We start from the raw sequence: 12,319 nt of genomic DNA on the forward strand, positions 1-12,319 counted from the left end.
GAAGAAAAAAACGGGTGCGTTAAGACCTCAGCATCCCACAAGCCGGGCGGAACACGCGTTCCGCCCGAAGAGGTTAGCCTGCGTTACAGGCTAATTTCGCCGCCACCTCCTGATGTTCACTCTTTATTGAAAACTCGCAGAGCCTGCCGCGAGTAATAAAGGTAAAGATCACTATCGTCAGGCAAACAATAAAGACGATGCCTAACGCAGTTTTTAATGGCGTCATGCCTTTTACTCCTTGTCAAAAAAAGAATAAGAGGCTACTCTCAACTTGTTGGAGTTGAGGGAGTAGCCTCGGGTAAATGAAAATTTCCCGGGGCTTTCTACTTTCTGTCCCTCAACAATGCTCAAGACAGAAAGTCTTAAGCACCCGCCGCACATCTTATCCCTCTGAATTAAAATGCAAAGATGTAATTCTATTCTGCGTAAATTACATTATTTCTGCGAGCCGCTTTCCAGAATAATAATTTCTATTTCTTATGAATTAATCGGAAATAAAAAGGGAGTGAATATATCACTCCCTTTATTCAACGATAAATTAACGGCTTCAACCCATTGCGCTTTCGCGCAGTCGGGCTTTCAGCTTGTTATATTCGTCGATCACATACTGTTCCGCAGCGTGTTGATCCGCAATGGGCTCCACGTTTACGGCGCAGTATTTATACTCCGGCGTTTTGGTTATCGGGCTTAAGTTCTCGGTCACCAGCTCGTTGCAGGCGCCAATCCACCACTGGTAGGTCATATAGACTGCCCCTTTGTTCGGACGGTCGCTGACCTGCGCGCGGGTAATGATGCGGCCTTTACGCGAATTCACCCACACCAGCGCTTCATCTTCAATACCGAGCCGTTCGGCATCGGCGGTGTTGATCTGCGCGTAACCCGGTTCATCCGCCAGCGCCGCCAGCGCGGCGCAGTTGCCGGTCATGGAACGGCAGGAGTAGTGGCCCACTTCACGCACGGTGGAGAGCACCATCGGATACTCGTCGGTGAGCTTATCGATCGGCGCGACCCAGTCGCAGGTGAAGAACTGCGCCAGCCCGTTCGGGGTGTCGAACTTCTCTTTAAAGAGGTATGACGTCCCCTGATCGGATTCTGACTCATCCCGGCACGGCCACTGGATGTAGCCCAGCTCACCCATTTTTTCATAGGTTGCCCCATAAAAGTCCGGGCACAGATGCCGCAACTCGTCCCAGATCTCCTGGGTGTTGTTGTAGTGCATCGGGTAGCCCATGCGGGTGGCGATTTCGCTGATGATCTGCCAGTCCGTTTTCAGATCCCATTTCGGCTCGACGGCCTTGAAGAAGCGCTGGAAGCCGCGGTCTGCCGCCGTATAGACACCTTCATGCTCGCCCCAGGAGGTCGACGGCAAAATCACATCCGCCGCTGCCGCGGTTTTGGTCATAAAGATATCCTGAACAATCACCAGCTCCAGATCCTCAAAGCCTTTGCGCACTGCGGACAGTTCGGCGTCGGTCTGGAGCGGATCTTCACCCATGATGTAGGCCGCACGCACTTCACCGTGCGCCGCGCGGTGCGGCAGCTCGCTGATGCGATACCCGGTGTGTGCCGGCAGGCTCTCCACGCCCCAGGCCTTCGCAAACTTCTCGCGGTTTTCCGGGAATTTGACGTACTGATAGCCCGGATAGGTGTCCGGCAGCGCGCCCATATCACACGCACCCTGCACGTTATTCTGACCACGCACCGGGTTCACGCCCACATGCGCTTTACCCAGATTGCCGGTCAGCATCGCGAGGCTGGTGAGCGAGCGCACGGTTTCCACGCCCTGGTAGAACTGGGTCACGCCCATGCCCCAGAGAATGGCGGCGGTTTTTGCCCCGGCATACATTCTGGCCGCTTGACGAATCTCCTGCGCGCTGACGCCGGTTATCGCTTCGACGGATTCAGGCGTATAGCCCTCGACTATTTTCTTATACTCTTCAAAGCCTTCTGTACGGGTCGCGACAAACGCCTGGTCGTAGAGATTCTCCTCAATAATGACGTGCCCCATTGCGTTCAACAGCGCGATGTTTGAGCCGTTTTTCAATGCAATGTGCATATCCGCAATGCGCGCGGTTTCAATTTTGCGCGGATCGCAGACGATGATTTTCGCCCCATTCTGTTTAGCGCGAATAACGTGGTTCGCGACGATAGGGTGAGAATCCGCCGGGTTATAACCAAAGATGAAGACGAGATCGGTATTATCTATCTCGTTGATGGCATTACTCATTGCGCCGTTACCGACCGACTGGTGCAGACCTGCAACCGATGGGCCGTGTCAGACGCGAGCGCAGCAGTCGACGTTATTGGTACCAATAACGGCGCGCGCGAATTTTTGCATCACATAGTTGGTTTCATTCCCGGTTCCGCGTGAGGAGCCGGTGGTCTGAATCGCATCCGGGCCATACTTGGCCTTGATGGCGCTGAGGCGCGTGGCGACGTAATCCAGCGCTTCATTCCAGGAGACGGCTTCCAGCTTGCCGCCGCGCTCGCGGCGGATCATAGGGGTTTTCAGGCGCGGGGTGAGGATTTGGGTATCGTTAATAAAATCCCAGCCGTAATATCCTTTCAGGCACAGCGTGCCCTGATTGGTTTTACCCTGCGCCGCTTCCGCCCGGACGATTTTGCCGTTATTGACCACCAGGTGGATCTTGCAACCTGAGGCACAATAAGGGCAAACCGTGACGACTTTTTTCATCACTTTGCTCCAGTTAAACAGTTCTTACCTGCCCAATATGCAGCTTCTATGCCATGTTTTTATTATGGGTATTTCCTGACTTTACGACCCTTTGCGGGGCAAAACCCTGACGAAAAACAGCCAATCGTCAAAATTGACGTGTCGAAAGGGCAGGGGATGTGACATGGATTGAATTTCCGTCACGTAAAAAACAATTCGGCTGGAGCCGGCGGCAGAATGGTTCAGACTTAACATAATTCCCTGACGGAAGCATGCGATGAAACCGGCGATTCTGGTGGTTGACGATGATGTCGCAGTCTGCGAACTGCTACAGGATGTGCTCAGCGAGCACGTCTTTACCGTACTGACGTGTCACTCTGGGCAGGACGCGGTGAACCGTGTCCAGCAGGACTCCGGCATTGCGCTGGTTCTGCTGGACATGATGCTGCCGGATATCAATGGATTACAGGTTTTACTGCAACTGCAAAAGCAGCGACCATCGCTACCGGTGGTAATGCTGACGGGGCTGGGAAGTGAATCAGATGTGGTCGTCGGGCTGGAAATGGGCGCTGATGATTACATCGGAAAACCGTTCAATCCGCGCGTGGTGGTCGCCCGCGTTAAGGCGGTGCTGCGTCGTACCGGCGCGCTGGACGCGGAGCCTGCTGCGCCGCGCGTTGAAGGTATTGCCTTTAACGGCTGGACGCTGGACACCACCCGCTGCGAGCTGAGCGATCCGCAGCGTAATACCGTGCCGTTAACACAAGGCGAATATGGCCTGCTGCTGGCATTAACGCAAAACGCCCGCCGGGTACTGAGTCGTGAACAGCTGCTGAAGCTGACCCACAGCGAAAGCGCCGAGGTCTTTGACCGCACTATCGACGTGTTGATCATGCGGCTACGGCGAAAAATTGAGGTCAATCCGCACCAGCCTCTGCTGATCAAAACCATTCGCGGTCTGGGCTATGTTTTTGCCACGGACGTTTCCCATCATGAGAAAGCCGCCTGACCGTTCTCCTGAATAAACGCCTGAAGCTCGGCCAGCGTTTTCGCGCCGTCAATTGCATTAGCCGCCAGCAGGCTGGCCCGCGCGCAGGCGTGCGCCAGATAAATACTCTCCGTCAGCGGCAGGGATTCATGGCAGCCGTATAAAAAGCCCGCGCAAAACGCGTCGCCCGCGCCGACGCTGCCGATAATCTCGTCCTGCGTCAGCTTCCACGACGGAACCCATTGCCCTTTTTCACCCGGCGCTTCACCCCATGCCCCTTCCGGACAGTGGATCACCACCCGCTGTCGCACGCCTGCCGCCAGCAGTTGTGTGGCAGCGTCGGCGATATGGGCCATGTTCAGCGCATCATGGCCGTCACGGATCTCAAGCCCGCTAAACTCACCGGCTTCCAGCTCGTTAATCACCAGATAATCAAGATGGCGCAGGGCAGGGAGCACCAGCGGCTGATAGCGCGGATCGCCCTTGCGGGACACCAGATCGAGCGAGGTTTCATACCCCTGATCGCGCATCTGTGCCAGTAACCGCGCGCTGCGGGTGCCAAATTCCTCGTCCGGCATGTCCAGGCTGTCGAGCAGCAGCAGGTAGCCGAGATGGAAGATCTTCAGCGATCCGTCTAAATGATCGAAGGCGGGAAGATCCAACAGGCGGTTGGCGCCCGGCGAGTGGAAAAAAGTGCGCTGTCCGCTGGGGTCGGTCATCACCTGCGACATCGACGTTGGGGCGAACGTTGTACGCTGCACGCGCTGGCGATTGACGTGATACTGGTCGAGCATCGCCAGAATATAGTCTCCGTCGCTGTCTTCCCCAATCAGCCCCACCGCCTGTAACGGCAGGCCGACGTGCATTTTCGCCAGCGTCAGCAGAACGTTGAGCGGCGCACCGCCGGTTGAGCGCTCACTGTGGGTGATTTCCGCCAGCCAGCCGCGCTCCGGCCACTGTACGATCTGGTGGACGTGATCCACCAGCATGTTGCCTGCGGCGATAATCCCTTTGCGTTCCATTATGCCTGCCCCGCGCTGCCGAAGATGCGCATCTGTTCCGCAACCGTATCGGTAATGGCCTCTTCAATGCCCAGCAGCAGCTCTGCAAATTCATCGTACAGCGGCTGGCGGTTTGCCATGCGCTGCTCAACGGCGGCGAGCGCGGCCTGCGACATGCCGGTATAAAAGTTGATTTTATGAATGCCCAGCTCGATGGCGCGGCGGAAATCAGTATCGCTTATGCCAGAGCCGCCGTGTAAAACCAGCGGCAGGCCCGTCTGCTGTCGAATGGCGTCCAGACGCGGGAAATCAAGCTTCGGCTCGCCCTTGTATTTGCCGTGCGCGTTGCCAATGGCGACCGCCAGCGCGTCGATACCGGTTAAATCGACAAACTCGCGCGCCAGCTGCGGATCGGTGAAGAAGGCTTCATCCGCATGCCCGTAAAGCGCACCCCCTTCATCACCCCCGACCGCGCCCAGCTCCGCCTCTACCGAGACGCCCACCGCATGGCACATCTTCACCACTTCCCGCGTCTGGCGGATATTTTCCTCATAGCTCAGCGTCGAGCCGTCGAACATCACCGAGCTGAACCCTAAGCGCAGGGCGCGCACGACGGCCTCAAAATGCAGCCCGTGGTCGAGGTTAAGCACCACGGGAATATCGTGACGGGCGGCTTCGAACTTCACTGCTTCGACAAGCGACTCCAGAGACACGTACTTAAAATGCACTTCGGCGATGTTGATGATGAACGGCGAGCGTTCCTGTTTCGCGGCGGCAAACAGCGCGCGCAGGAAGTGGGAGTCGAGCACGTTGAACGCGCCCAGGGCGTAGCGGTGTTCCCTGGCGTGGGCCAGACCATCGGCAAGAGAAATCAATGGCATCATTCACTCCTTATATCCGAAACAGGTTGTACTCGTTGCACAGCACCAGCACCGCCGGTTCGTCTTCTTCAATGGTGTTGTAGCGGTCAATGGGCTGTAAAAAGTGGTTGTCGTGTTCATCGTCATTGACCGACGACACTTCGCCCACCAGCACGTCGCCAAAGCCGCGTTCACCCCAGAAACTGTGGTACAGGCCGGGCGTCAGGCAGATGCTCTCCCCTGGTGTGAGGCGCAGCTGGCTGCCGGGCGTGTGCGTCTGCCGACAGCCGTCGACGGTAACGGTCACGTCGGTGTTTTCGGTCTCTTCATGCGCGCCCGCATTCCATAACTCAATAATCAGATTCCCGCCGCCGCGGTTAATGATGTCCTCCCGCTTGCGCCAGTGAAAATGCATCGGCGTCACCTGGCCGTCGCGGACGTGCATGATTTTTTCGGCATAGCACTTTTCATAGGGCACGCCGTTGGGGGAGCCGTTGCGCAGGGTGAACAGCGTTAACCCCTGTGCAGCGAAGTTGTTGCCACCAAATGCCGTCACGTCCCAGCCGAGCCTGAGGTCAAACACCTCCTGCCATGCGGCCTGGTCAAGCTGCTGCCATTTTGTCGGCGGAAAGCTGGCAAAAGGCGGGAGATGCACGTCGTGCATGGAGAAGAACTGCCGCGTATGGCCGAGGATTTCATTGATGTCGGAGCGTTTCATGGGGACTCCTTGAAAACAGTTCCCTCTCCCGGTGGGAGAGGGAAAAGGATCATTTAACCGTCCACCCCTTATACGTGCCGACGTTCTTTTTATCGATCATCGTCACCGGGATCAGCACAGGCTCTTTCGGCGCAGGTTTGCCCTGAAGAATGTCATAGCCGATCTCCACCGCCTTCGCCGCCATCACCTGCGGATCCTGCGCTGGCGTCGCCACAAACAGGGAGTTTTCGCGCTTCAGGGCTTCTTCACCGTCCGGGCTGCCATCCACACCAACGATAAAGAACTCGTTGCGCTGCGCCTGCTTCGCGGCCAGATCGGCGCCGATCGCGGTAGGATCGTTAATCGCGAATACGCCGTCTATCTTCGGATTAGCCGCCAGCAGGGAGGTCATGACCTCCAGCCCGCCTTCACGGCTGCCTTTGGCGTTCTGGTTATCCGAGAGCACTTTGATATCCGGGTGGCGCCTGAACTCGGTCTGGCAGCCCTCCACGCGGTTTTGTACCGCAGAAACCGGCGGCCCGTTGATGATCACCACGTTGCCTTTACCTTTCAGGCGGTCGGTAATGTACTTACAGGCCATCTCACCCGCCTGGGTGTTATCGGAGGTGATGGTCGCATCGGCTCCTTCCGCCGCCACGTCAACCGCCACGACCACGATCCCCGCCTCTTTGGCGCGTTTTACCGCCGGGCCGATCCCTTTGGAATCCGCGGCGTTGAGGATGATCATGTCCACTTTCGCCGCAATGAAGTTATCAATCTGCGACACCTGCTGGCCCAGATCGTACCCGCTGGAGACCAGCGTCACCTTGACGTTGTCCCCCGCCAGCTTGCGCGCTTCCAGCTCGGCACCTTTGGTGATCTGCACGAAGAACGGGTTAGCCAGGTCGCCCACCGTCACGCCGATGGATTTCAGATCTTTTGCCTGCGCAAACGGGGTTGCGGCCAGCAGCGCGCCAGCACAGAGCGCGGTCACTAAGGGCTTCAATCTCATGCTGTATTCCTCACGTAGGGTATTGTTGTTATGCACTTTGATGGTGTCGGGTACGGTATTTGTCGATCAGCACCGCAATGATGATCACCGCCCCTTTGATCACCAGCTGCCAGAAGTAGGAGACGCCCATCAGCGTCATGCCGTTGTTGAGGGTGGCGATGATCAAGGCACCGACCAGCGTGCCGGTGATCGTGCCGATCCCGCCGACGAAGCTGGTGCCGCCGAGGATCACCGCCGCAATTGCATCCAGCTCATACCCCGTGCCGAGGTTGCCATTGGCGCTGTAGAGACGTGAAGCGCTCATGACGCCGCCGAGACCGGAGAGCAGGCCGCTCATGCCGTAGACAAACAGCAGCACCAGCCAGACCTTAATGCCCGTTAAGCGCGCCGCCTGCATATTGCCGCCGACCGCATAGATGTGAACGCCGAGGGTTGTGCGACGCAGAATAAACCAGCACACCACAATCACCGCCAGGGCGATCACAACCAGCCAGGGGATCGGGCCGAGGTAGTTATTGCCGATCCACTCGAAGTTGATGTTGGAGTTAATGACCGTCGTGCCGTCCGCCAGCAGGTAGGCCGCGCCGCGCAGCGCCGTGTAGGTGCCGAGCGTGACGATAAATGGCGGAAGTCCGGCGAAGGCCACCAGCGCGCCGTTGAACAGCCCCAGTACCATACCGAGCATTAGCGCCGCCGGAATGGAGAGCATCGCAAATTCAGGGATAAGCGAGACCACCATCGCCGCCACCGCCGTGGTGCCCAGAATCGAGCCCACGGAGAGGTCAATCCCGCCGGTCAGGATGATGAAGGTCATCCCGGCCGCCAGAACAATGTTGATCGACGCCTGCCGGGTAATATTGAGCAGGTTACTTTCTGTGAAAAAGTTCGGAGCGATAAAGCCAAATACAGCCACAATCAGGATTAAAATCGGCAAAATGCCGATCGTTTGCATCAGATCGCTCATCAGCATTTTTTTGGCAGAGGCGGATTTCGCCACCTGCTGCGGATGGGTTGGAGTTGTCATAATTACACCGCCTGATGATGTGTGTCGTTCACGCCGGTTGCCAGCGTCATGATGTTTTCCTGAGAGATGTCGCGCCCGTGCAGTTCACCCGCAATGCTGCCTTCCCGCATCACGTACACCCGGTCGCTCATTCCTACTACTTCCGGCAGCTCGCTGGAGATCATCAGGATCGCCACCCCTTTGCGCGCCATCTGGTTCATGATGCGGTAGATCTCGCTTTTTGCCCCGACGTCCACGCCGCGCGTGGGTTCGTCCAGAATCAGAATGCGCGGGCCTATCGCCACCCAGCGGGAGATCAGCAGTTTTTGCTGGTTGCCGCCGGAGAGCCCGCCTGCGCGCACCTGAGAATGCGGCACGCGGATATTGAGCAGGGCGATGGCGTCATCGGAAATCGACTGCGCTTTTTTGCGGTTCAGCCAGCCGAAGGTGGCGTCGCGCTCCAGCGTCGCCATGGTGATGTTCTCCTGCGCCGCCAGCTCCAGAAATAGCCCCTGCTCCTTGCGGTTCTCGGTGAGAAAACCGATGCCGTTCTCAATGGCCGCGCGCGGGGAGTGGATCACCACCGGTTCGCCGTCCACTTCAATCATGCCGCCGGTGGCTTTGCGCACGCCGAAGATCAGCTGCGCCAGCTCAGAACGCCCGGCGCCGACCAGCCCTGCCAGCCCGACGATTTCACCGGAGCGCACCTGCAAACTGCACGGCTGCACTTTTTTGTCATCCGTGAGATGATGCACGTTCAGACGCGGGCTGCCGAGCGGAATATCGCGCTCTTTGTTAAACAGGTCGCTTAACGGACGACCCACCATCATGCGCACCAGCTCGGAGGCGTTGAGCTTGTCGCGCGTCAGGCTGCCGACGTATTGCCCGTCGCGTAGCACGCTGACGCGATCGGAAAGCTCATACACTTCCGCCATGCGGTGGCTGATGTAGATAATCGCCATCCCTTCATCGCGCAGGCGCAAAATCAGTTCGAACAGACGGTGGGTTTCGCGTGAGGAGAGGGCGGCGGTAGGTTCGTCCATCACCAGAATGCGGCTGTTGCGGTGCAGCGCGCGGGCGATCTCCACCTGCTGTTGCTCGGCGATGGTCAGTTTCATGACCAGGTCGGTGGCGCTGAACTGCGCGCCCAGACGGTCAATGACCGCCTGGGCCTGGGCAGCCATCTCTTTGCGCTGGACCAGCCCGCCGCGCGACAGCTCGCTACCGAGAAAAATGTTTTCCGCCACGGTCAGGTTAGGAGCAAGCTGCATCTCCTGATAAATCAGGGTAATTCCTGCGGCCAGCGCATCCTTCGGCCCTTTGATGTGAAACGGCTGACCGTCGATGAGGATGTCGCCGCTGCTGGCGGTATAGGCGCCTGCGAGGATCTTCATCAGCGTGCTCTTTCCGGCGCCGTTTTCCCCCATCAGCGCGTGGATCTCACCGGGGAAAACCGTCAAATCCACGCCCTTGAGCGCGTGGAAATTGCCAAAGGTTTTGGCAATGTGGCGCATCTCTAAAACCGGGGTTCTGCTCATGGCGGATCTCCTGTGAATGTCGATATCTGCACTTCATCACAGGCGCGTAAATGCAAAATGTCAGAAGCTGTTCATATTTGTCATAGTTATGAATAGCTAATCGCCATCACATTTTCCTTTTCCCTCTCCCTGTGGGAAGAGGGCCAGGGTGAGGGCACCAAACCGCAGAGGAGCCCAAACCCATGCCATCACGCCCCCCGTTCTTCACCAGCGCCCGCGGTCGCCTGCTGATATTTAACCTGCTGGTGGTGGCGGTAACGCTGATGGTCAGCGGCGTGGCGGTGCTCGGCTTTCGTCATGCCAGCCAGATCCAGGAGCAGGTGCAGCAGCAAACGCTGGATGACATGACCGGCAGCATGAACCTCGCGCGCGACACGGCCAATGTGGCAACGGCGGCGGTGCGGCTGTCGCAGGTGGTCGGTGCGCTGGAGTACAAAGGCGAAGCTGAGCGGCTTAAACAGACGCAAATGGCGCTGCGCCACTCGCTGGAGCAGCTTGCCGATGCGCCGCTGGCGCAGCAGGAGCCGGCGCTGGTGACGCGTATTATTCGCAGGAGCAATGAGTTACAGCAGAGCGTGACGGGAATGCTGGAGCGCGGGCAAAAACGGCATCTGGAGCGTAACGCGCTGCTCAGCGCGCTGTATCAAAGCCAAAGCTACCTGCGTCATTTGCAGGATATCAACCGTCGTTACGCGAGCAATGTGCCAGACGCCCGGCAGCTTGCAGAGATGGACAGGCTGATCGTTGCCGCCATTGATACCCCTTCACCGCGCGCCACGGTGCAGCAGCTGGATGCAGTAACCGCGATGTTACCCGCGAGCGCCCTGCAACCGGTGGTCAACCTGGTGCTCCCGGATTTTAATGATGAGCTGCGCAAGCTCGCGCCACTGTCGAAGCAGCTGGAAGAGAGCGATCTGTCCATCAGCTGGTACATGTTCCACATCAAGGCGCTGGTAGCGATATTAAACCGCGACATCAATCAGTACGTTGAACAGGTGGCGCAGGCCTCCCGGCTGCGTACCGCCCAAAGTCACCAGGAGCTGCGCTCCATCAGCGTGTTTATCAGCGTTTTCGCGGTGCTGGCGCTGATCATCACCGGCTGCGCCTGCTGGTATATTTATCGCAATCTGGGCTCCAACCTGACGGCTATCTCAAGGGCAATGTCGCGTCTCGCTCACGGAGAGCAGAATGTGTCGGTGCCCGCACTACAGCGGCGTGATGAGCTGGGGGAACTGGCGCGCGCGTTTAACGTTTTTGCACGCAATACCGCTTCGCTGGAGCACACCACGCGGCTGCTTAAGGAGAAGACCTCGCAGATGGAGGTCGACCGCATCGAACGTCAGGGGCTGGAGGAGGCGCTGCTGCACAGCCAGAAAATGAAGGCGGTCGGGCAACTGACGGGCGGTCTGGCGCATGATTTTAATAACCTGCTGGCGGTGATTATCGGCAGTCTGGAGCTGACCGATTCAGCGTCACCGGACGCGCCGCGCATCACTCGTGCGCTCAAAGCCGCGGAACGCGGGGCCATGCTCACCCAGCGTCTGCTGGCCTTCTCGCGCAAGCAATCCCTGCAACCCCATGCGGTAGAGATGAAGCCGCTGCTGGAGAACCTGAGCGAGCTGATGCGGCACTCCCTTCCCGCCACGCTGACGCTGGATATTGAAGCGCAAACCCCGGCCTGGCCCGCATGGATTGACGTCAGCCAGCTGGAAAATGCCATTATCAACCTGGTGATGAACGCCCGTGATGCAATGGAGGGGCAAAACGGTGTGATTAAAATCCGCACCTGGAACCAGCGTGTGACCCGCAGCGACGGGCGCAGGCAGGATATGGTCGCGCTGGAGGTGATTGACCACGGCTGTGGGATGTCGCAGGAGGTGAAATCGCAGGTCTTTGAACCGTTCTTCACCACCAAACAGACCGGCAGCGGCAGCGGATTAGGGCTGTCGATGGTGTACGGCTTTGTGCGTCAGTCCGGGGGGCGCGTTGAGATCGAAAGCGCGCCGGGGCAGGGAACCACCGTGCGGCTCCAGCTGCCGCGCTCGACGCTGCCCGCGTTCTCCAATGATGCCGCGCTGGCGACCACGGCCCCGGCAGAAAGTGAGCTGCTTGTGCTGGTCCTGGAAGATGAGGCGGGCGTGCGGCAGACCCTGTGTGAGCAACTGCACCAGCTTGGCTACCTGACGCTCGAAGCCGAAAACGGCGAGCAGGCGCTGAACATGCTGGACGCATCACCGGATATCGACATGTTTATCAGCGACCTGATGCTGCCGGGCGGCCTGAGCGGTGCGGAGGTGATCGGCCATGTACGCAGCCACTATCCGCAGTTGCCGGTGCTGCTGATCAGCGGGCAGGATTTGCGCCCGGCGCATAACCCACAGCTGCCGGACGTTCAGTTACTGCGAAAACCGTTCACCCGCGCACAGCTGGCGCAGGCGCTGCGGAAGGTGATGGTAATTTGATTTGTCCTTCATTTTCAGAATTTAACTCCTGTTTCAGTCATTTACAGTCCCGTCTCGGCATGTAACCATCCTGATTTAACCCTA

The 12,319-nt window shown here is 58.2% G+C and carries 10 protein-coding genes; 2 read left to right on the top strand and 8 right to left on the bottom strand.

Going from position 1 to position 12,319, the window contains the following annotated elements:
* Positions 1-73: 73 nt before the first annotated feature.
* Together RY075_RS01745 and fdhF are read right to left on the bottom strand one after the other, a co-directional pair.
* Complete coding sequence (locus RY075_RS01745; RefSeq protein ID WP_003860252.1) at positions 74-226, bottom strand: Hok/Gef family protein; 153 nt, start codon at positions 224-226, stop codon at positions 74-76.
* A 321-nt stretch (positions 227-547) separates the two neighbouring features.
* Positions 548-2,695, bottom strand: coding sequence for a formate dehydrogenase subunit alpha (gene fdhF, locus RY075_RS01750; RefSeq protein WP_077870377.1), 2,148 nt, complete (start codon positions 2,693-2,695; stop codon positions 548-550).
* Between the two features lie 256 nt (positions 2,696-2,951).
* Between fdhF and RY075_RS01755 the strand changes: the two genes are divergently transcribed.
* The gene (locus RY075_RS01755; protein WP_003860246.1) at positions 2,952-3,683 is read left to right on the top strand and encodes a response regulator transcription factor; all 732 of its coding nucleotides are present in this window, start codon (positions 2,952-2,954) and stop codon (positions 3,681-3,683) included.
* On the opposite strand, the gene RY075_RS01760 is transcribed toward RY075_RS01755, so the two are convergent.
* The 6 genes from RY075_RS01760 to RY075_RS01785 are packed head-to-tail and all read right to left on the bottom strand — an operon-like array spanning position 3,665 to position 9,773.
* Complete coding sequence (locus tag RY075_RS01760; RefSeq protein ID WP_109948764.1) at positions 3,665-4,684, bottom strand: carbohydrate kinase family protein; 1,020 nt, start codon at positions 4,682-4,684, stop codon at positions 3,665-3,667. The two genes, RY075_RS01755 and RY075_RS01760, sit on opposite strands and share 19 nt — an antisense overlap.
* The gene (locus RY075_RS01765; RefSeq protein WP_003860242.1) at positions 4,684-5,544 is read right to left on the bottom strand and encodes a ketose 1,6-bisphosphate aldolase; all 861 of its coding nucleotides are present in this window, start codon (positions 5,542-5,544) and stop codon (positions 4,684-4,686) included. The genes RY075_RS01760 and RY075_RS01765 overlap by 1 nt, the downstream gene beginning before the upstream one ends.
* Positions 5,545-5,554: 10 nt before the next feature.
* Positions 5,555-6,241, bottom strand: a complete 687-nt coding sequence (locus RY075_RS01770) for a D-lyxose/D-mannose family sugar isomerase (protein WP_023315234.1) — start codon at positions 6,239-6,241, stop codon at positions 5,555-5,557.
* A 49-nt stretch (positions 6,242-6,290) separates the two neighbouring features.
* Positions 6,291-7,232: an ABC transporter substrate-binding protein gene (locus tag RY075_RS01775; RefSeq protein WP_003860240.1), complete on the bottom strand. Its 942-nt coding sequence runs from the start codon at positions 7,230-7,232 to the stop codon at positions 6,291-6,293.
* Between the two features lie 28 nt (positions 7,233-7,260).
* Positions 7,261-8,256, bottom strand: a complete 996-nt coding sequence (locus tag RY075_RS01780; RefSeq protein WP_003860239.1) for a ribose ABC transporter permease — start codon at positions 8,254-8,256, stop codon at positions 7,261-7,263.
* 2 nt (positions 8,257-8,258) lie between these two features.
* Positions 8,259-9,773, bottom strand: a complete 1,515-nt coding sequence (locus RY075_RS01785; protein WP_109948765.1) for a sugar ABC transporter ATP-binding protein — start codon at positions 9,771-9,773, stop codon at positions 8,259-8,261.
* Between the two features lie 182 nt (positions 9,774-9,955).
* Here RY075_RS01785 and RY075_RS01790 point away from each other — a divergent pair, with 182 nt between their 5' ends.
* A complete protein-coding gene (locus RY075_RS01790; RefSeq protein ID WP_061856758.1) occupies positions 9,956-12,235 on the top strand; it encodes a hybrid sensor histidine kinase/response regulator in 2,280 nt (759 codons plus the stop codon).
* Positions 12,236-12,319: the final 84 nt, after the last annotated feature.

The sequence above is a fragment of the Enterobacter sp. JJBC genome (genome assembly GCF_036936505.1).
Taxonomy (GTDB): domain Bacteria; phylum Pseudomonadota; class Gammaproteobacteria; order Enterobacterales; family Enterobacteriaceae; genus Enterobacter; species Enterobacter hormaechei_C.

Bases quoted from the DNA above. Each gene is read 5' to 3' on its own strand.
- RY075_RS01745 (WP_003860252.1), bottom strand. From the start codon at position 226: ATGACGCCATTAAAAACTGCGTTAGGCATCGTCTTTATTGTTTGCCTG.
- RY075_RS01755 (WP_003860246.1), top strand. From the start codon at position 2,952: ATGAAACCGGCGATTCTGGTGGTTGACGATGATGTCGCAGTCTGCGAA.
- RY075_RS01760 (WP_109948764.1), bottom strand. From the start codon at position 4,684: ATGGAACGCAAAGGGATTATCGCCGCAGGCAACATGCTGGTGGATCAC.
- RY075_RS01765 (WP_003860242.1), bottom strand. From the start codon at position 5,544: ATGCCATTGATTTCTCTTGCCGATGGTCTGGCCCACGCCAGGGAACAC.
- RY075_RS01770 (WP_023315234.1), bottom strand. From the start codon at position 6,241: ATGAAACGCTCCGACATCAATGAAATCCTCGGCCATACGCGGCAGTTC.
- RY075_RS01775 (WP_003860240.1), bottom strand. From the start codon at position 7,232: ATGAGATTGAAGCCCTTAGTGACCGCGCTCTGTGCTGGCGCGCTGCTG.
- RY075_RS01780 (WP_003860239.1), bottom strand. From the start codon at position 8,256: ATGACAACTCCAACCCATCCGCAGCAGGTGGCGAAATCCGCCTCTGCC.
- RY075_RS01785 (WP_109948765.1), bottom strand. From the start codon at position 9,773: ATGAGCAGAACCCCGGTTTTAGAGATGCGCCACATTGCCAAAACCTTT.
- RY075_RS01790 (WP_061856758.1), top strand. From the start codon at position 9,956: ATGCCATCACGCCCCCCGTTCTTCACCAGCGCCCGCGGTCGCCTGCTG.